18 protein-coding genes are annotated in these 19,384 nt (G+C 67.8%); 7 read left to right on the top strand and 11 right to left on the bottom strand.

Features of this window, described 5'->3' with window-relative positions:
* Positions 1–39 precede the first annotated feature (39 nt).
* The 4 genes from ACLJPD_RS20185 (at position 40) to ACLJPD_RS20200 (ending at position 4,515) form a co-directional block, all read left to right on the top strand.
* The gene (locus ACLJPD_RS20185; protein ID WP_410874085.1) at positions 40–2,169 is read left to right on the top strand and encodes an ABC transporter ATP-binding protein; all 2,130 of its coding nucleotides are present in this window, start codon (positions 40–42) and stop codon (positions 2,167–2,169) included.
* The gene (locus tag ACLJPD_RS20190) at positions 2,166–2,906 is read left to right on the top strand and encodes a CbiQ family ECF transporter T component (RefSeq protein WP_410874087.1); all 741 of its coding nucleotides are present in this window, start codon (positions 2,166–2,168) and stop codon (positions 2,904–2,906) included. Before ACLJPD_RS20185 ends, ACLJPD_RS20190 begins: the two co-directional genes overlap by 4 nt.
* A gap of 181 nt (positions 2,907–3,087) precedes the next feature.
* Positions 3,088–3,720, top strand: coding sequence for an ammonium transporter (locus ACLJPD_RS20195; protein ID WP_410874089.1), 633 nt, complete (start codon positions 3,088–3,090; stop codon positions 3,718–3,720).
* A 153-nt stretch (positions 3,721–3,873) separates the two neighbouring features.
* On the top strand, positions 3,874–4,515 hold the full coding sequence (locus tag ACLJPD_RS20200; RefSeq protein WP_410874091.1) for a cysteine hydrolase family protein: 642 nt from the start codon (positions 3,874–3,876) through the stop codon (positions 4,513–4,515).
* A 140-nt stretch (positions 4,516–4,655) separates the two neighbouring features.
* Here ACLJPD_RS20200 and ACLJPD_RS20205 read toward each other — a convergent pair whose 3' ends face one another.
* The 5 genes from ACLJPD_RS20205 to ACLJPD_RS20225 all read right to left on the bottom strand — a co-directional run bounded on the left by ACLJPD_RS20205 (position 4,656) and on the right by ACLJPD_RS20225 (position 9,431).
* Positions 4,656–4,826 (bottom strand): antitoxin, encoded by a 171-nt coding sequence (locus tag ACLJPD_RS20205; RefSeq protein WP_410874093.1) that lies wholly within the window; start codon positions 4,824–4,826, stop codon positions 4,656–4,658.
* A 74-nt stretch (positions 4,827–4,900) separates the two neighbouring features.
* Positions 4,901–7,174, bottom strand: a complete 2,274-nt coding sequence (locus ACLJPD_RS20210; RefSeq protein ID WP_410874095.1) for an ATP-dependent DNA ligase — start codon at positions 7,172–7,174, stop codon at positions 4,901–4,903.
* 48 nt (positions 7,175–7,222) lie between these two features.
* Positions 7,223–7,543 carry an antitoxin gene (locus ACLJPD_RS20215; RefSeq protein WP_410874097.1) on the bottom strand — a complete coding sequence of 107 codons (321 nt, stop codon included), beginning with the start codon at positions 7,541–7,543 and terminating at the stop codon, positions 7,223–7,225.
* A 26-nt stretch (positions 7,544–7,569) separates the two neighbouring features.
* A complete protein-coding gene (locus tag ACLJPD_RS20220) occupies positions 7,570–8,703 on the bottom strand; it encodes an MBL fold metallo-hydrolase (protein ID WP_410874099.1) in 1,134 nt (377 codons plus the stop codon).
* Positions 8,703–9,431: an enoyl-CoA hydratase gene (locus ACLJPD_RS20225; protein ID WP_410874101.1), complete on the bottom strand. Its 729-nt coding sequence runs from the start codon at positions 9,429–9,431 to the stop codon at positions 8,703–8,705. Before ACLJPD_RS20225 ends, ACLJPD_RS20220 begins: the two co-directional genes overlap by 1 nt.
* A 107-nt stretch (positions 9,432–9,538) precedes the next feature.
* Here ACLJPD_RS20225 and ACLJPD_RS20230 point away from each other — a divergent pair, with 107 nt between their 5' ends.
* On the top strand, positions 9,539–10,657 hold the full coding sequence (locus ACLJPD_RS20230) for an NAD(P)-binding domain-containing protein (RefSeq protein ID WP_410874535.1): 1,119 nt from the start codon (positions 9,539–9,541) through the stop codon (positions 10,655–10,657).
* Here the strand turns inward: ACLJPD_RS20230 and ACLJPD_RS20235 are convergent.
* Positions 10,638–11,492: an aldo/keto reductase gene (locus ACLJPD_RS20235; RefSeq protein WP_410874103.1), complete on the bottom strand. Its 855-nt coding sequence runs from the start codon at positions 11,490–11,492 to the stop codon at positions 10,638–10,640. The two genes, ACLJPD_RS20230 and ACLJPD_RS20235, sit on opposite strands and share 20 nt — an antisense overlap.
* A 55-nt stretch (positions 11,493–11,547) precedes the next feature.
* Positions 11,548–13,053: a carboxyl transferase domain-containing protein gene (locus ACLJPD_RS20240; RefSeq protein WP_410874536.1), complete on the bottom strand. Its 1,506-nt coding sequence runs from the start codon at positions 13,051–13,053 to the stop codon at positions 11,548–11,550.
* A 106-nt stretch (positions 13,054–13,159) separates the two neighbouring features.
* Here ACLJPD_RS20240 and ACLJPD_RS20245 point away from each other — a divergent pair, with 106 nt between their 5' ends.
* Together ACLJPD_RS20245 and ACLJPD_RS20250 are read left to right on the top strand one after the other, a co-directional pair.
* Positions 13,160–13,438 carry a helix-turn-helix transcriptional regulator gene (locus tag ACLJPD_RS20245; RefSeq protein ID WP_101464495.1) on the top strand — a complete coding sequence of 93 codons (279 nt, stop codon included), beginning with the start codon at positions 13,160–13,162 and terminating at the stop codon, positions 13,436–13,438.
* On the top strand, positions 13,435–13,968 hold the full coding sequence (locus tag ACLJPD_RS20250; RefSeq protein ID WP_410874105.1) for a hypothetical protein: 534 nt from the start codon (positions 13,435–13,437) through the stop codon (positions 13,966–13,968). Before ACLJPD_RS20245 ends, ACLJPD_RS20250 begins: the two co-directional genes overlap by 4 nt.
* A gap of 75 nt (positions 13,969–14,043) precedes the next feature.
* On the opposite strand, the gene ACLJPD_RS20255 is transcribed toward ACLJPD_RS20250, so the two are convergent.
* Genes ACLJPD_RS20255 through ACLJPD_RS20270 form a run of 4 tightly spaced genes read right to left on the bottom strand, consistent with a single transcriptional unit; the run spans position 14,044 to position 19,249 of the window.
* Entirely contained in the window at positions 14,044–14,646 is a 603-nt protein-coding gene (locus ACLJPD_RS20255; RefSeq protein WP_174551063.1) for a GTP-binding protein, read from the bottom strand.
* Positions 14,627–15,001 carry a DUF742 domain-containing protein gene (locus ACLJPD_RS20260; RefSeq protein WP_056818578.1) on the bottom strand — a complete coding sequence of 125 codons (375 nt, stop codon included), beginning with the start codon at positions 14,999–15,001 and terminating at the stop codon, positions 14,627–14,629. Before ACLJPD_RS20260 ends, ACLJPD_RS20255 begins: the two co-directional genes overlap by 20 nt.
* Before the next feature lie 7 nt (positions 15,002–15,008).
* Positions 15,009–15,422 (bottom strand): roadblock/LC7 domain-containing protein, encoded by a 414-nt coding sequence (locus tag ACLJPD_RS20265; RefSeq protein WP_011207200.1) that lies wholly within the window; start codon positions 15,420–15,422, stop codon positions 15,009–15,011.
* On the bottom strand, positions 15,419–19,249 hold the full coding sequence (locus tag ACLJPD_RS20270; RefSeq protein ID WP_410874108.1) for an ATP-binding protein: 3,831 nt from the start codon (positions 19,247–19,249) through the stop codon (positions 15,419–15,421). Before ACLJPD_RS20270 ends, ACLJPD_RS20265 begins: the two co-directional genes overlap by 4 nt.
* Positions 19,250–19,384: the final 135 nt, after the last annotated feature.

Raw genomic sequence — 19,384 nt, forward strand, 5'->3', positions numbered from 1 at the left:
CCCACACCCGCAATCACAACCCCCTGGCAGACTGGACACGTGAGAGACAAGCCCGTGGACCTGCCGAGCGGTCCCCTGCGCCCGATCGAACTCGCAAGCGGCGCGGTGATGGCTGGACTCACGGTCGGCCTCATCACCGTCGGCTCCCTGGTTCCCATGGCCGCCGCATTACAGCTCGTCGCGGCAGTCCCCCTCGGCCTACTCGCCCAGCGCTATCGTCTCCGCGCACTGGTCACCGCCACTATCGCGGCGGGTCTGGTCACCTTCGTGGCAGCGGGCGTGATGCCCGCACTCGGCGTGCTGGGCGCGGCCACCATGGCGGGCATCATCGGGACGGTGAAGCGCCGGGGTGGCGGATTTCCCGCGGTGCTCGGGCTCGGACTCGTCGCCGCGATGGGCTGGGGCGTGTTCACCGTCGGCAGCCTCCTGGTCTTCGCTCGAACCAGAGAGCTCTTCTTCGAGGCGTTCCGAAACACCGCGAAGGGCATCGAGGAACTGGCGGGCCAGGTCTCCGCGCTGGAACCGCTGGGCCGCATGGCCGCCGACGCTGTCGAGTTGATTCTGCGCTGGTGGTGGATCTACATCGGCGGCACGGTAGCCCTCGGCGTGCTGGTCAGCACGGTGATTTCCTGGTTCGTGCTCGGCGCGGTACTCGATCGGCTGGCCTGGTTGCCGGGCAGCGATCGCCTCGACGCACCGGCCGACGATCGTCCGGTCGGACCGCTGCCGGTCTCCCTGCACGGTGTCGGCTACCGGTACGAGGGCACCGCTATCGACGCGCTCGCCGATATCGATCTCACCATCCGGCAGGGCGAATTCGTCGCCATCGTCGGTCACAACGGGTCCGGCAAATCGACACTGACCCGAGTCCTGGCAGGCAGACCACCGACACAGGGCGCGGTGGATCGCCCGGGTTCGGCGGGCCTCGGTGCCATCGGCGGAACCGCGCTGGTGCTGCAACGTCCGGAGAGCCAAACCCTCGGCGTCTCGGTCGCCGACGATGTGGTGTGGGGTCTGTCGGCGGAGTCGGCCGCCGAGGTCGACGTCGACGCCCTGCTCACCGAAGTCGGCCTCGCCGATATGGGCGCCCGCGAAACCGCCACCCTCTCCGGCGGCCAGCAACAGCGCCTCGCCGTGGCGGCCGCGCTGGCCCGCCGCCCGGCCCTGCTCATCGCCGACGAGGCCACCTCGATGATCGACCCCGACGGCCGCCGCGAACTCGTCGCCCTGCTCGCCGAACTCCCCCGCCGGCACGGCACCGCCGTGGTCCTGGTGACCCACCACGAAGCCGACGCGACCGCCGCCGACCGGGTGATCCACCTCGCCAACGGCCGCACGGTCGACCACCTCGCGAGCTGGCCGCACCCTGCCCGCGACCAGCGCCGCAGGCCGATGGGCGGCCCCGTCCTCGAACTCGCCGACGTGCGCCACACCTACAACCGCGGCACGCCGTGGGAGGCACCCGCCCTGCACGGCGTCGACCTCTCGGTCCGCAAGGGCGAAGCACTACTGATCGTCGGCGGCAACGGTTCCGGCAAATCGACGCTCGCCTGGATCATCGCGGGACTCATCGCGCCGAGCTCGGGACGCTGCGAACTGCGCGGCACAGCGGTCGACAAGCAGGTCGGCGGGGTCGCGCTGGCGTTCCAGCATTCCCGGCTGCAACTGCAGAAGCAGACCGTCGGCGCCGAGATCGCCGACTGGGGTGGACGGGCTACCGGCTCCGGCGCGGTCGGTCGGGCACTGGACGCGGTGGGCCTGGATCGCCGACTCGCCGCCCGCTCGGTCGAGGAACTCAGCGGCGGGCAGGCCAAGCGGGTTGTCCTCGCCGCCATGGTGGCCAGTCACCCACAGGTGGTCGTCCTCGACGAACCGCTGGCCGGCCTCGATCCACAGGGCCGTGCCGAGATCGTGGAACTGCTTGCCCGGCTGCGGGATTCGGGGCTGACGCTGATCATCATCTCCCACGATGTCGCCGAGATGTCCATGGTCTGCGACCGCACGGTACACCTGGACGGCGGCGTGATGGTCTCGGCGGACGGTCACGCGATCGCGAGAACCGAACGCGCACTGGAGAAGTCGTCGTTCGCGGCCGGTCTGCCGCTCGGTCGCCGCGGCGACGAAGGCGCGACGGCCCACACCAGCGCACCGAAAGGCACCACCCCATGAGCACAGTGCTGCTGCGTGAAGTACCGGTCGACAGCGTCGTGCACCGCCTGTGGGCGGGGACGAAGATGATCGCGGCGTTCGGAATCAGCCTGCTGCTGATGTTCCTGCCGTCCTGGCCGGTACTCGGCATGATCGCGGCCTTCCTGGTCCTGATCTGGGTGCTCGCGCGGCTGCCGCTCGGCGCGATCCCCCGGCTGCCGTGGTGGTTCTGGGGACTTGTCGTACTCGGCGGCCTGATCAACGCGCCGATCGGGATGAAGGCGGTGCTCGGCTACCTGCAGATCTTCGTGTTCGGCATGGTTCTGGTAGTGGCCTCCTTCCTGATCGCCTTCACCACCCCGATGGGCGAGATCGCCCCCGCGCTCGCGAAACTCGGTGCGCCACTGCGTAAATTGCGACTGCCGGTCGACGAGTGGGCGGTGGTCGTGGCCCTCACCCTGCGCGGACTCCCGCTGCTGTTCGACGAGATCCGGGTGCTGCGCGCCGCGCGCAAGCTGCGTCCGAAGGACAACCTGCTGCACCGTGCCGCCGACAACCCGCTCATCGACATCCTCACCGCGTGCATGGCGGTGTCGTCGCGGCGCGCGGGTGAGCTGGGCGAGGCGATCACGGCGCGTGGCGGGACGGGGATGCTGACAGCACACCCGAGCGCACCGCATCGTCGCGATGCGATCGCCCTGGCCGTCGTGGTCGCGGTCTGCGCGGGCGCCGTGGTGTTGAGCAACGTCATCGGCTGATCCGAAGCCCGCAAGCAATACCCGGAATTCACCGCCCCGAAACCCTACTGCGGGCTATTGTTCGTCACGGATATCGAGCTAGGCAGCTTCAAGCGCCGGTCACGAATTTTCGGGGGAAATCGCTACCACGGCGCATGTTCGGACACCTCACACCTGATGAATTCCAGATGGGAATGTTCATATGATCATCCGCAAAATCGCCGCTGCCACCATTCCGGTGCTCGCGGCAGCGCTGGTGGGAACCGGCGTGGCCGGTGCCGACCCGGTGACACCGAATGTCGAGTACCGCACCGAACTCGTCGGCAACACCGTCATCACCACCCTCACCCACGGCACCTTCGTGATCACCGGCGGCGCGGTCGACATCCGCGACGAGGCGGGCGCGACCCTGATCTCGCTGCCACTCTCGGTCCGCGACGGCGCTCTCGAATACCCGCTGCCGCACACGGTTCGCGAGGACAGCCGAGTGCTCGAGCTGACCGCGGTCAAGGATGTCGCGGCGGCACGGCCCAACCTGACACCGGTCGCCTCGCCCGCGGAGAACTACGCGGCGCAAGCGAACTTCGCCTCCACCTTCGGCCTGGCCACCGCCGTCGGTAGCTTCGTCGGCATGGCCATCGGTGCCGTCATCGGCCTCGTGATCGGCGCGGCGGCGGGCGGGGTCGGCGCGATTCCCGGCCTCATCACCGGCGCCAGCGTCGGCGGGATCATCGGCACCCTGGTCGCAGGTGGGCCGATGCTGATCATCGCGGGCATGGATCTGATCAACACGTGGAACGCCCCGCCGGGAACCACCCAGTGGGCAACGAAATAACTTGCGCCACAGCTGAATTACTCGATCGCCCCGACGCCGACAGCGGCGGCGGGGCGACTCGGTTTCCGGTGCTCGGCAGTCCGGTCACCTGGTCGCTCGCAACGGGGTCGGTGAGTCTCGACAGACTCGCGAAGCACGACGATACTGGCGCCGGTGCGACAAGGAAACGGACTCGACATACCCGACACCCTCGGCGATCTGTGCGCGCCCGACCGGATGGCGCTGATCGTCTACGACATGCAGGTCGGCGTCCTCGGCCAGCTGCCCGACGGGCAGGAGATCGTCGAACGCGTCGTGCGCGTGGTCGAAGCGGCCCGGCGCGGCGGCTATCCGGTGATCTTCCTGCGGCACTTCTTCCCGCCGCGGCGACTGACCGGCGTGTACGGGATGCGGCTGCTGATGAGCTGGCAGAACGCCGAATCCGTCGACGACGTGGCCTTCATTCTGCAACGCGATACGCCCGCGTTCGAGCTGGTACCGGAACTGGTGCCGCGCGCGGACGAGCTGGTCTTCGACAAGATGTCGATGTCGGCGTTCGAGGGCACACCCCTGGCCACCCTGCTGCGCGATCTACGAATCGGCTCCTACGCCATCGCCGGTGTCGCGCTCGAAATCGGGATCGCGCCCACCGTCACCCACTCCACCGATCTGGGTTTCGTCCCCGTGGTGATCAGCGACGCCTGCGGCGGCCGCGACTCCGAAGCGATCGCGCGCGCCTACGACGACTTCACGTTCCAGGGCAACGCACTGGTCACCGACGTCGACACGATCTCCGCACTGATGACCGGAAACTGACACCACCCGGCGAACTTCCAGCAGTGGGTTTTCGGCCGCCTCGGATCCGAGGGACGAGACGGAACGCCGAAGGCGCAGTATCGTCCCTCGGATTCGAGGCCCACAGGGCCGAAAATCCCGCGGCGCCAGCCGCTAAAGATTCAGCGCAGGGCTTTCTTGGCAGCGTCCTGGGCGGAATCGACCTGGCCGCTGAACTTGCCGCCGGTCTTGTCGTCCACCACGTCACCGGCCTTGTCGATGACGCCGTCGACCTTGTCCGCGTGCTGGGCGGCCATGTCCATCGCCTTGCCTGCCAGGTTCTTGAAATCCACCGCGCACTCCTCGTTGATTCGACACCGGGTCTACCGCGATTACCGTAGCAACATCACAGCTTTCGCGGTGCGCGTCATCGTGGCTTGCTCGTCACACCGTCCCAAACGGGATGCCAGAGCCGTCCGGTATCGGTCCACGCCTGGAAGCGGACCGTGCCGGTGAGCTCCGGGTTGACCCATTGCGCGTCGTGGCGTTCGTCGGCGGTCAGCTCATTGATGAACGGTGACGTGTCGCGGCGCAGCTTCGCCAATTCGTCGGCGATGCGGCGCGACTGTTCGTCACCGAATCCGGTACCCACCCGGCCGATATAGATGAGGCCGTCCTCGTGCGGCATACCGAGCAGCAACGACTTGAACAGGCGCTTGTCGCTGCGCCGCCACCCGCCGACCACCACCTCACGCGATCGCCAATTGCGCTGCTTGAGCCAGGTCTGACTGCGCTTACCCGGCTGATACACCGAACCGAGCCGCTTGGCGACCACCCCTTCCTGACCTTGCTCGCGGCTGGCTTTCATCGCCTCGGAGCCCGAACCAGCCAGCAGCGCAGTGACATTCATCGATGGCGACAGCCTGCCCAACGCCTCGAGCACGGCGCGGCGGTCGGTGTACTTCTTGCGCAGCAGGGAGGTGCCGTCGAGGTAGAGCACGTCGAAGGCGACGAACACCGCGCGGGCCGAATCCGCTTGCAGCGCGGAGATATCGGAGAGGCCGGTGTCATCGAGGACCACCGCTTCGCCGTCGAGCACCACCTGGTGTCCGGCCAGTTCCTCGCCGAGGGCAGCCAGGCGCGGATAGCGGGCAGTCACCGTGTTGCCCGCGCGACTGCGCACAGTGACTGTGCCGTCGTCGATCTCGACGATCACCCGGAAGCCGTCCCATTTGGTTTCGAAGGCCCAGTCGACGGGAGTCAGCGATTCGACATCGCCCGCGGTGGCCAGCATGGGCGACAAGCCGCGCGGAAAACCGCTGTCCACCATCGGTTCTCGACGGGACTGGTCGCGCATGAAGTGCATCAGCCACTGGTTGCCCTTGGTCTGGATGAACGCGTAGCGGCCGGCCACCCGCTCTCCGTCGAGTTCGACGATCACCTCGTCGGAGCGCCACTTCTCGGTGACATAGGTGCCCGAATCCCAGATCGTCATCTCCCCCGCACCGTATTCGCCCTTCGGAATACTGCCGTGGAAGTGCAGGTATTCGAGCGGGTGATCCTCGGTGCGCACAGCGAGGCGGTTGTGTTTCGGCTCGGTGGGCGGGCCTTTGGGCACCGCCCAGGAGGCGAGGACACCGTCGCGTTCGAGGCGCACATCCCAGTGCAGGCGACGGGCATGATGCTCCTGGATGACGAAGCGATTGCCGGGGCCGGGTTCGGGTGTTGTCTCGGGGACCGGTTCGGGAGTCCGTTCCGGGTCGCGCATGCTGCGGTACTTGGCGAGGGAATCGGGGCGCGTCCGACCGGAGTCGGCGGGAAGCGGCGGATCGAGGTCTGCTAGCAGGTCGCCGTCGGCCTTCCAGCGGGCGAGAACCTCGTCGAAACGTAACTGGCGCAACGTATCCGCGTCTTCGATCTCGGCCCAGACCCGGGGGGCAGCCACCGTGGGTTCAGCGCGACCGCGCAGTGAATAGGGGGCGATGGTGGTCTTGGCCGCGTTGTTCTGACTCCAGTCAAGGAACACCTTGCCCTTGCGGGCCGACTTCGCCATGATGGCCGTCACCAGATCCGGGTGCAGCGCTTCGAGATTGGTGGCCACCTGCTTGGCGACCGTGGATGCGCCACGCGAACTCACCGGCCGATCCAGCGGCACATAGACGTGAATCCCCTTGCTACCGCTGGTCACCGGGAAAGCCCGCATGCCGATATCGGCGACCAACTCGCGCACAGCCAGCGCCACCTGCGCGCATTCGGCCAGCCCGGCACCGGGGCCGGGGTCGAGATCGAACACGATCCTGGTGGCGTGGCCACGCTCGTCACCGTCGAAACGCCATTGCGGCACATGGATTTCCAGCGCTGCCTGCTGCCCGAGCCAGGCCATCCCGGCCTCGGAATCGATGAGCGGGTACACCACCCGGCGGCTGGAATGCTCGATCGCGGCCCGGTGGATCCACGCGGGCGCGTGCTCGGGGAGGTTCTTCTCGAAGAAATCGGAGTGGTCGACCCCGTTCGGCCACCGTTTCCTGGTGACCGGGCGACCGACGAGATGGGGCAGCGCGGCCTCCGTGATCGCCGAATAGTAGGCGATCACTTCGCCTTTCGTGGTACCGGTCTCCGGGTACAGCACCTTGTCGAGGTTGCTGAGCTCAACCTCGATGTCCGGTTCACCCGGCGCGCCCCGAAATTCCCGGCGGACCATCGACGCGAAACGGCCGCGGGGACCGACTACCGGTCCCCGCGCACCGAATCAGGCCTTGGGTCCCGGATCGGTCGGAGTGGGGCCGGCCGCCCTGGGCGTGCCGGGGATGTTGCCGGGAGCAGTGCCGTTGGTGGTACCGGGAGCCGTGCGGGGAGTGGCGCCGGGAGTAGTACCGGGGCCTGCTTGCGGCGGCACGATTTTCTTGGCCGCGACCTTGCCCTTTTCGATCTTGTCGGTGTACTTGCCCTTGGTCTTGCCGTCGATGAAGGTACCGGCCTTGTCGACCGCTCCATTGATCTTGTCGGCGTTCTGCTCGGCCGCCACCTTGCCCTTACCGAGCAAGCCCTTCAACGTATTTACGAGACTCATATGCGACATTCCTTTCGAGAGGAGGGTCACTCCACATCTTCCCACCACGAATCCCGTGGTGGAAGGTCATTCGGAACCACCCTCTGGCCCGGCTTGGGCACTACCACGGGGGTACCCGCTTTCTCGGCGGCCGACACAAGCCGCCGTACGGGTTCGGACCAACCGTGGAAGGCCAGGTTGAACGTGGCCCAGTGGATCGGGACGAGCAGGCCGTAGCCCGGATCGCCCAGGCAGAGGTCGGCGTGCGCTTGCACCGCCTCTTCGGGATTCATGTGCACATCGGTCCAGCGCTCGTCGTAGGCGCCGATGGGCAACAGTGTGAGATCGAAGGGGCCGAGCACCGCGCCCGCCTGGGCGAACGCCTTCGTGTAACCGGTGTCGCCGCCGAAGTAGACCCGCTTGGACGGGCCCGACAGCGCCCACGACGCCCACAGTGTGGTGTTGCGGACCAGGCCGCGGCCGGAGAAATGCCTGGCCTCGGCACAGGTGATGGTGAGGCCGCGGTCGTCGGCGTCGTGACCGAGGGAGACCGAGCCACCCCAGTCGAGTTCGATGATGCGGTACTCGGGCACACCCCACTGCCGCAGGTGCGCGCCGATGCCGGTGGGCACCACGAACGGCGCGAGCTGGGTGCGAACGAGCTCGTCGACGGTGGCCTTGTCGAGGTGGTCGTAGTGATCGTGGGAAATGATCACGGCGTCGACCCGTGGCACCTGCGACAACTCACCGGGGACCGGATGCAGTCGGGCCGGGCCGAGCACCGGGGACGGGGAGACCCGCTCACTCCACACCGGGTCGGCCAGCACCCGGTAGCCGTCGAGTTCGACCAGGGCGCTGGCGTGTCCGTACCAGGTGACCGCGAGTTCGGCGGCCTGCTCGGGAGCGGCCGGGGTGACCAACGGGACGGGCTTGGCCGGACGGCCGACGCGTCCCTTGGTGAGCCCCGACCACAGCAGCGACGGTGCAGCACCGGCGGCGAGCATCGAGCTCGGCTCGGTGTTGTGGAAACGACCGTCGCGATAGGAGGACTTGCCGATCGCGGTCGGCGCGATGGCCGACGGGCCCGCACCGATCGAGGTGGGCAGGCCCCACACCGCGCGCGCCATCCAGGCGAGACCAAGGGTGCTCGCCACCGAACCCGCCAGACGTGTGATCCGCATCAGCGCCCCACGAACTTCGCCGGACGCTTCTCTTGCCGGGCCAGGCGGCCCTCTTTCGCGTCGTCACTGCCCCACGCGGCGGCCAGCGCGGCCTGCTGCTGCGCGCTCGCCGGATCGCCGGTGCCGTCGTCGTTGAGCATCAGTTTCATGGCCTGCAGCGACAGCGGCGCGAGTGCGGCGATGGACTTGGCCCAGTCCTGAGCATCGGCCAGGGTGCCGAGTCTGTTGGCGAAACCGTACGCGTAAGCGTCTGCGGCGGAGACGGATTCGGCACCGAGCAGGATCGTGCGGGCCGGGCCGCCACCGATCAGGGCCGCCAGCCGCGACACCGTCCAGCGATCGACAGAGATGCCGAGCTTGGCCGCGGGCACCGCGATGTAGGCATCGGGCTCGATCACCCGCAGGTCCGAGGCGAGCGCCAGTTGCACGCCGGCGCCGAGCGCACCGCCGTTGATCGCCGAGATCACCGGAACCGGAACCGATTCGATGGTGTGCAGCATGTCGAGCAGACCGCCGAGGAACGACTCGGAGTACACCCCCGAGAGATCGGCACCCGCGCTGAAGATCGGCCCGCGGCCGGTGAGCACGATGGCACGCGCACCTTGCGCCACCGCGTCGAGTACCGCGGCGCGCAACTGCCCGACCAGGTCCTCGTTGAGCGCGTTGCGCCGTTCCTCGCGCTGCAATTCGATGGTGATCACGTCACCATCGCGAGTCACGCCGAGCATTGCATCCTCCCCAGAATCGGCAGATTTCGTGGATGTTCACACTCTGCCACAGGCCACCGACAACGCCCGGCAAGGCGATAGCATCCACCACTGTGCGTCATGCCGCCGTGAGCTACGACTTCGACATCCTCGTGATCGGTGCGGGTCAGGCCGGGCTCTCCGCCGGTTACCACCTGCGCAAGCTCGGGCTGGTGCCCGACCGCGACTTCCGCATCGTCGACCACGCGCCGGGTCCCGGTGGGGCCTGGCAGTTCCGGTGGCCTTCGCTGACGTTGACGACGGTGAACCGGGTGCACGATCTGCCGGGGATGTCCTTCGCCGAGACACTGCCCGCAGGATCGGAGTCGGCACCCGCAGCCACCGCGGTGCCGCACTACTACGAACTCTACGAAAAGCGCTTCGACCTGCGAGTTCAGCGGCAGGTGACGGTGAAGGTGGTGTGTGACCGGACCGCTGACGGCCAGAGCTGCGCGGGCCGAGGCGAGGTCTTACAGGTCGAAACCGAAGGCGCGGGCACCCTGCGCACGCGCGGACTGATCAACGGCACCGGCACCTGGGAGCGCCCGTTCATCCCCCGATATCCGGGCGCCGACACCTTCGCGGGCCGCCAATTGCACACGCGCGACTATCGGACCGCCGACGAGTTCGCCGGCAAGCATGTGGTCATCGTCGGTGGGGGTATCTCGGCCGTGCAATTGCTCGACGAAATCTCGCTCGTGACTTCCACCACATGGGTCACCAGGTCGGAGCCGCGGTGGCGGGAAACGCCGTTCGCGGAGCAGGACGGGCGTGACGCGGTAGCCCTGGTGGAGGACCGCGTGCGCGCCGGACTGCCGCCGGGGTCGGTCGTCTCGGTGACCGGCTTGCCGCTCGACGAGCGTTTGCGGGCAGCGCGCGAGCGCGGTGCGCTGCGTCGATCGCCGATGTTCGAGCGGATCGAGCCGACCGGCGTGCGATGGGCCGACGGCGGTTTCCAGGCCGCCGATGTCATTCTGTGGGCAACCGGTTTCCGCAGCTCACTGGACCATTTGGCGCCGCTGCGGCTGCGCGGACCCGGCGGCGGGATCACCATGACCGGGCGATTGGCGACCCAGGTGGCTGTCGATCCGCGCATCCATCTCATCGGCTACGGACCCTCGGCCAGCACGATCGGCGCCAACCGGGCGGGCCGGGCCGCCGCCCGTGAACTGACCGACTACCTCGGGATCAGTCCAGACCGAGGCTGAACGTGGCCGGATCGCCGCCGACCCTTTTGCCCACGTCCAGGCCGCTGATCGATTCCATCGCCGCGGCATCGAGCTCGAAGGTGAACACGTCGAAGTTCTCGGCGATCCGCGACGGCGTGACCGACTTCGGGATGACGATATTGCCCAGCTGCAGGTGCCATCGGATGATCACCTGCGCGGGCGTGCGGTCGAGTTCCTTCGCGATGCCCGCGATGGTCGGGTTGTCGAGCAGGGTGCCCTGCCCGAGCGGGCTCCACGCCTCGGTGGCGATCGCGTGATCGGCGTGGTAGCGGCGCAGTTCAGGCTGGGACAGCGTGGGATGGAGTTCGATCTGGTTCACCGTGGGGATCTCGCCCAACTCGGCGATCAGGGTCTCCAGATCGGTCACCCGGAAGTTGGAGACGCCGATCGAAGCGATCCGGCCCTGCGACTTCAGTGCCTGGAACGCGCGGAACGTGTCGATGTACCGACCGGCCGACGGAACGGGCCAGTGGATCAGATACAGGTCGAGATAGTCCAGGCCCAGGCGCTGCATGCTCGTATCGAAGGCGCGCAGGGTGCTGTCGTAGCCCTGGTCGGAGTTCCACAGCTTGGTGGTGATGAACAGTTCGTCGCGGGGGATCCCCGACTCACGGATGGCGCGGCCTACGCCTTCCTCGTTTCCGTAGACCGCGGCCGTGTCGATACTGCGGTAGCCGACCTTCAACGCCTCGGCCACCACCCCGGTGACGTCTTCCGCGGGCACCTGGAACACCCCGAAGCCGAGCTGTGGGATCACGTTCCCGTCATTGAGCACGATGGTGGGGACAGGGCTGCTATCACTGCGAAAGGTCACCCCTTCGACCGTAGAAGCGGTTCGGGGTGCCGTCAACGACGGTGCGTGGTGTGTTTCACGTGCCCGCGAGTCCGATTCGTCGGTATCTGGCCTGGCGCAGGGTACGTAGTTCGGCCGGATCGCCGCCGCGCAGGGCCGCCAGTTCGGCCGCGATCGCGAGGACCGTGCGACGGGCGAAGGCGACCGGCTCGTCCGCGGCGTCGGGGTACTCCTCGACGATCCGGTCCACCACACCGTCGGCGAGCAGATCAGCTGACCGGATGCCTTGCGCCGCGGCCATTTCCGGTGCGTGCGCGGTATCGCGGAAGACGATGGCGCTCGCCCCTTCCGGTGGCAGCGGGGCCAGCCAGCCGTGTCGCGCGGCGAGCACCCGGTCGGCGGGCAACAGCGCAAGCGCGCCGCCGCCGGTGCCCTGGCCGAGCAGCACGGAGACGGTCGGAGTGTCGAGGGTGACGAGATCGGCCAGGCAGCGGGCGATTTCAGGAGCCAGCCCCCGTTCTTCGGCCTCCTTGGACAGGGCCGCACCGACAGTGTCGATGACGAGCACCAGCGGCAGCCGCAATTCCCGCGCGAGAACCATCGCCCGTCGCGCCTCGCGCAGGGCGGCCGGGCCCATGGTGTGCTCGCCCTCCTGGCCGGATCGGTCGTGTCCGAACACGACGCACGGTTGCCCGGCGAAGCGAGCGAGGGCGAGCAGTACGGTGCGATCGGACTCACCTCGGCCGGTGCCACTGAGCGGAACCCGTTGTGTCGTATGACGAAGCAGGTCACGAATGCCCGGTCGTCCCGGCCTGCGCGAGCTGAGTACCGAATCCCAGGCGCTGGCGGTCGGATTCGCCTGCGTCACCGGACTGCGCACCGGCGCAGCCCAACCCGGCTCGGTCGTCACCGGCTCGACCGCGCCACTGGCGACACTCATCGCCCGGTGCGCGATGCGGCGAAACACCTCCACCGACACCACGCCGTCGATCACACCGTTGCGATAGAGGTTCTCCGCGGTCTGCACGCCCGGCGGAAAAGGCCTGCCGTACAAGGCTTCGTACACGCGTGGCCCGAGGAACCCGATGAGTGCGCCGGGTGCGGCAAAGGTGATGTGCCCCAACGAACCCCACGATGCGAACACCCCACCCATCGTCGGACTACGCAGATACACCAGGTACGGATGACCCGCCGCCTTGTGCACGGCCACCGCACCCGCGATCTTCACCATCTGCACGAAAGCGACTGTCCCCTCCTGCATCCGAGTGCCACCGGAGGTAGGCGAGGCGATCAACGGCAGCCCGAGTTCGGTAGCGCGCTCGACCGCACACACGATCCGCTCCGCCGCGGCCACCCCGACCGAACCGGCCAGAAACGCGAACTCACAGGCGATCACCGCGACGCGGCGCCCGCGCAACAGGCCCTCCCCCGTCAACACGGCCTCATCGGTGCCCGCCCGATCGGCCGCGGCCACGAGCTCCTGCCGATAGCGGGGCGACGTCGCTACCTCGATCGGCGGCCGATCCCAACTCACGAACGAGTCCGCGTCGAGCAACTGTTCGAGCAGGTCATCCGCCGACATATGCACGCTGTGAGCGTAGCCGGACCGGGTCCGAGTGGTTCACACATTCGTGGCGCCATGTTAGAACACCTTGACTTTATGTTGTGTTTTTACAACACTCTGTTAGGTGAGCCCAGTCAGACGAGGGGAAACCCTGCCGATCTTCAATCGCATCGCCGTGTTGCGCGCGGAGCATCGGATGAGCCGGGCGGCGCTTGCCGAGGCCGTCAACGTCAATGTCCAGACGATCGGCGCGCTCGAGCGTGGCGATCACTATCCGAGCCTCGATCTGGCGATGCGCATCTGCGATGTGTTCGCACTACCGATCGAAGTCGTGTTCTCCCGCAAGGAATTCGGGCCGCTCTCGGCCGAGCTGTACCCACGCACGAAAGGTGAAATGCCATGACCAGCACACTCATCGACCGCTATCAGAACTATCGGGTCCGGCGCTGGCTCATCCAGGAACAACGAACCGCGGGGATGCTGCGGAGCTGGCGACCGCTTCGTCGGCGACGGATGCTGGTGATCGGTGTGGTGATCGCGCTGCTCGGAATCGCCGTCGCGGGGGTGATGTGCGCGCTGAATCTGGCGGCGGCTCCGGTGGTCGCGCTCATCGCGCTGATACTGTTTCTGCCCAGCTGGACAATGCTGCGGATCGCGTCGGGCGGGCAGGACCACGCGCCCGACCCGATGCTCGATGAGCTGGAGATCGCCGAACGCAACAAGGCGCGCTCGGCGGGACTGGCGATCACCCAGACGCTGACGGTGCCACCGCTGGCGTACCTGGTCTTCGTCAGCGCGATCGCGCCGGAAGCCGAGGCCTATCGCACCGCCTACGCGGGCGGACTGATGATGCTGGCCACGATCTTGGCAGGCGGTTGCGCGCCCGCGATGATCCTCGGCTGGACCAGGCCCGATCCGGAACCCGAGTCCTGACACGAGCACGAACTGAGCGAGGAGCGGGGCTGCTGCCTTCATCGCGGCAGCCCCGTCCATCGCTGGAGAACCAGCTCAGTAGCCCTGCATGACCTTGCGCAGTGCGTACTCGGTCAAGGCGACCAGTGCCTGCTTGGCAGGCTCCCGGCGACGGGCGTCGATCGACATGATCGGCACGTCGGCGGGAACCGCAAGGGCCTGGCGGATGTCCTCGAGCGGGTACTTCGGCGCGTCGTCGAACTCGTTGAGCGCCACCAGGAACGGCAGCCCGCGGGCCTCGAAGTAGTCGACAGCGGCGAAGCTGTCTTCGAGCCTGCGGGTGTCGACCAACACCACGGCGCCGATGGCGCCGCGGATCAGGTCGTCCCACATGAACCAGAACCGGTACTGGCCCGGCGTACCGAACAGGTACAGGACCAGGTCGTCGGCGAGGCTGATACGGCCGAAGTCCATCGCCACCGTGGTGGTCGATTTCTGCGGAATACCGGTCAGGTTGTCGATTCCGGTACTGGCGTTGGTGACCAACGCCTCGGTGCGCAGCGGAACGATCTCCGACACCGCGCCGACCATCGTGGTCTTACCCACGCCGAAGCCGCCGGCGACCACAATCTTCGCCGAAGTCGGCTTGGCCGTACGGGTGTCGACCTGCGCCGTCGAATCAAATACGCCGGAGTCCACTGAGAACCCTTTCGATCAGCTCGCGACGTTCATCGTCGCTGGAATCGTCTTTCAAAGTTGCCGAAACCCGGACGTGACCGGCCTCGATCAGATCGGCTACGAGTACCCGGGCCACCCCGATCGGGATGTACAGCTGGGCAGCTATCTCGGCAACGGACGGCGATTGCCTGCACAACTCCACGATGGACGTTTCGAGGTTGTTCAGTTCGTACTGCCGCTCCATGGCGACCGGATGCGATGCGACGAGTGCCTCCAGCGCCAACTCGACCGCCGGCCTGGTACGGCCGGCAGTCAAGGAGTACGGGCGAACGAGGCTGGGCTCGGCGCTCCCCATGCGGTGATCGTCTATGTCCATCCCACCATCAGGAACCCATCGTGACGCGAGGCGTGGCTTGGACCGTCTGGCCAACGCGCTCGACCAGAAGTGCCATTTCGTAGCCGACCTGACCGATGTCACACGAGGTGTTGGTCAGGACCGCGAGATACGAGCCGTCACCGACTGCCATCAGCAGCAGGTAACCGTGCTCCATCTCGACGACGGACTGGAGTACCGTACCGCCTTCGAACAGATTCGACACGCCGACGGACAGGCTTGCCAGTCCGGCGGTCACGGCGGAGAGCTGCTCGGCGCGGTCGACCGGGAGCTGAGCGCTCGCGGCCATCAAGAGTCCGTCAGCCGAGACCAGAACGGCATGGGCTACGCCAGGAACCTCGTTGGCGAAGTTCGAAACCAGCCAATCCAGCTGACGGTTCGTACCACCTAGATCGGGGTTCATCGGTCTCCTTTATCTCCGGTTAGGTTCATTGCCTTCATTGCGCGGCCATCCCGGACGCCCTGCTGGTGACGACTCAGGCTGTTGCGGATCGTGGCGGGATCGCGTTGTTGCGGGGTGCGATCGGCGGTGCCGCTCACACCACCCGGTACGAGCCTTCCGCCTGGACTGCGCTGAGGCAAGCCGGCGGCGGTACGCACCTCGGACTGGGCTTCGCTGGCCGCGCGAGCAGCCTGCCAGCCGTCGTCACCCGGCGATTCGAAGGCGGCGGCCATCTGGTTCCGGTCAGAACTCTCGTCCGTGAGCCACGCCGACATCATCTCAGCGAAGATCGGTGTTCCGCCCATCACGGAATCACCTTCCGGTGCCGGCTGCAACCTGGTCTGGAAGAACGACGCAGCCTTGACCGGATTGGACCGGAAGCTGTGCCGACCCGGATCACGCCCTGCCGACGCAGCGTTATCCGGACCCACAGGGTCCCGATCCCGTTGCGGCAGAGCTACTCCGGGCCCGGCGGTCGCCTGCGGTACAACACTAGCCCCGGGATCGCGCTGCGGCAGCCCAATCGGCGCAGCCGCACGCTGGGGCAGGCCGTTGGACGCGTCTCGCTGCGGTTGACCTGCGGCTGGGGTGCGCTGGGGCAGACCGTTGGCGGCCGGATCCTGCTGCGGCGCGGGGTTTGCGCGCTGCGGCAGACCGTTGGCCGCACGGGCGGGCTGGGCCCGCGGCGGGAGTCCGTCGGCCGGCTCACGTTGTGGCAGACCACCGCTCGGATCACGCTGCGGCAGACCGGTCGACGGATCACGCTGCGGGAGGCCGCCGCTCTGATCCCGCTGTGGTAGGCCCATTGACGGATCGCGCTGGGGCAGACCACCGCTCGGGTCGCGCTGCGGGAGACCGGTCGACGGATCACGCTGCGGCAAACCACCGCTCGGATCACGCTGGGGCAGACCAGTCGACGGATCACGCTGCGGCAAACCACCGCTCGGATCACGCTGGGGCAGACCACCGCTCTGATCGAGCCTCGGCAGACCGCCGGACTGATCTCGATGCGGCAGGCGCGGCGTGGGTTCACGCTGCGGCAGACCGCCCGAGGCATTGCCCCGCTGCGGGAGACCGGTCGCCGGATCACGCTGCACCGGCGGCGCGGAATCACGCTGCGGCGCAGTGTTTCCCTGGCCACGCTGCGGTAGACCCGTTGCCGGGTCACGCTGCGGCAGGCCACCGGTCTGCTCACGCTGCGGCAGACCCATCGACGGATCACGCTGCGGCAAACCACCGGCCTGATCACGCTGCGGTAGTTGCTGCGACGGATCACGCTGGGGAAGGCCGACCGAAGGATCACGCTGCGGTGCGCCGTTGGCGCCGGGCGAACGTTGCGGCAGACCACCGGGGGTGCTCCCCCGCTGAGTCTGTGCCGGATCACGCTGGGGTGCCGAATCACGCGGCGGCTGCGCGGGCGGCTGCGCGGAATCCCGCGAGGGCGCGCCGTTCGCACCCGGCTGACGCTGCGGCAACCCACCGGCCTGCGACGGCTTCTGCTCACCCGGACCCTGCGGCCCCGGCCCGGCGGGCGGACGCTGCGGCCCACCCGGTGCCAGATTGCGCTTGGGCATGCTCGCCGCGGCGAGCTTGCCGCGCTGCGGCACATTTCCCTGTCCCGGTGCGGGCGGACGCAGCGACGGCGACGGCTGGTCGGTCGCGTCCTGAGCCATGCCCGAAGACATCGAGTTACCCGGCTGACGCTGTGGCAACCCACCGCCGGCACCCGCCGGGGCCGGTCCGCTCACGCCGGGATCCACGGTGACCATCACGTTGCCACCCGGGGTGCGGGTGATCGCGCGGGTCTGCATGGTGCTCGGCTGCTGCTGCGGGTTCGGCCGCTGCTGCTGCGGGTCCGGTGCCTGCTGCTGCTTCTGCAGCTGATGCGGCGGTACGACGGGCCCACCGCCGCCACCCGAGACGATCAGGCCGACCGGCACGTGCACGGTGACGGTGACGCCGGGATCGCGGGCGGTGTCGAAGGTCGGGCGCAGTCGCACGGTGAGACCGTGCCGCTCGGCCAGTCGGCCGACCACGAACAGACCCATGTGGCGGGCGGTGTCGGGGCCGGGCTCGGCGGTCTGCTCGAGCCGGTGGTTGATCTCCGACATCTCCACGGGCGGCATACCGATACCGCGGTCGGCGACCTCGATCAGCAGACCCTGGTCGTGCGCCTGGGCGAAGGTGAACTTGACGTCGGTTTCCGGCGGGGAGGCCCGCAGCGCGTTGTCGAGCAGCTCGGCGAACAGGTGCGCCATGTCGGAGGCGGCCGGTTCGACCAGCGAGCCACGCGGGGTGGCGCCGAGCTTGACCCGCTCGTAGTCCTCGACCTCGGAGATCGCGGCGCGCAGCACGTCAGCGATCTCGACCGGGGCCGACTTGGTCCTGCGCTGCTTGGTGCCGGCGAGGATCAGCAGGTTGTCACCGTTACGGCGCATGCGCGCGGCGAGGTGGTCGAGCCGGAAGAGGTTCTCGAGCAGGCGCGGGTCCTTCTCGTCGTACTCCATCGCCTCGATGAGGGTGAGCTGATGGTCGACGAGCGACTTGGACCGGCGCGCCAGGGTCTCGAACATGTCGTTCACCTGCGAACGCATCTGCGCCTGATCACTGGCAAGGCGCAGGGCCTGACCGTGGATATCGTCGACGGCGCGGGCGAGCTGGCCGATCTCCTCGTCGGAGCGCACCGGCATCGGCTCGAGCGGCACATCCTCGGGCGCGGCACCGTTGCGGAGCTGGGCGACCTCGTGCGGCAGATCGGATTCGGCGACGCGCAGCGCGGCCAGGCGGAGGCGGTGCAGCGGCACGATCATCGAGCGGGCCACGAACACGGCGAGCATCAGCGCGGCGAGGATCGTCGCGATGACCACCGCGGTGTAGGTCCAGGCGCCGGTCGCGGCCGTGTTGGTGAGCTCGTTCATGGAGGATTCGATGGCCTGAGTGGCCTGGTCGACGACGCCCTCGTAGCCGGCGAGACTGGTGAGCAGCGAGGTACGCATGTCACCGACGGGGAGTTTGCCCGCTTGCACGTCGGGACCGGTGGCCAGGTTCTGGCGGACGTCGGCCTGCGCCTTGAGATCGGCGATCACCCGGTCACCGTCGGGGAAGCGGTTGGCGAGCACATCGAGCAGGTGTCGCTCGGTGCTGACGCCGGTGAGGTAGTTCTGGCCGCCGGTCGGAATACCGCGCAGCATCTCGGAGATGCCTGCGAGCTGGTCGACGAGAACCGAGCGCGTGTTGAGCGAGTCGACCAGGCGCAGCTTGGCCGTGTCCATGACCGGATCGCTCACCTGGGCGATCGTGGACTCGACGATGCTGACGCTGTCTTTACGCATCTGCTCGACCGAGGCCAGCGCGGGCTCGGGCGAGGAGGTGAGCGCATGGCCCTGCGCGCGCACCGCCTTGGCTTGGGAGATCATCCGCTCGAGAGCGGAGTGCGCCCTCGGCAGTTCGGTGAGCCTGCCGAGCGATGTCTGCGCCGCGGCGATGGCGGTGTCGAGGTCGGTGAGGTCCTTGTCGGTGACAAGGGTCGCCCCCGGCCCTGCGGGCACCATCTGGCTGCCGGTCACCTTCGCCGAGGTTGCGCTCAGCGCGGTGACCGACGGAATCGTGTCTACCTGCTCGTTGATACTGGAGAGCCGGTTGGCCTCCGAGAACTCGGCGGTAATTCTCGACACGCCGAGCCCGACCGCGACCGCGAGTGGCACGGCAAGCACGGCCGTAACCTTCCAACGCAGGTCCCAGTTGCCGAGCGCCCAGCGTTTGCTGCCGGACCTAGCGGCGTCACGCATCTCCCACTCACTTTCCAAACTGGCCTCGTACCGTACGCCTGAGGCGAACCTCCACAGGCGCGATGGTGGCTCGCCAGTGGCTGCTGGCCGAGAACTACGGCTGGCCGAGAAATTGCGTCTACGACTGCCCGAATA

This window comes from Nocardia sp. A7 (genome assembly GCF_046549215.1).
Taxonomy (GTDB): Bacteria; Actinomycetota; Actinomycetes; order Mycobacteriales; family Mycobacteriaceae; genus Nocardia.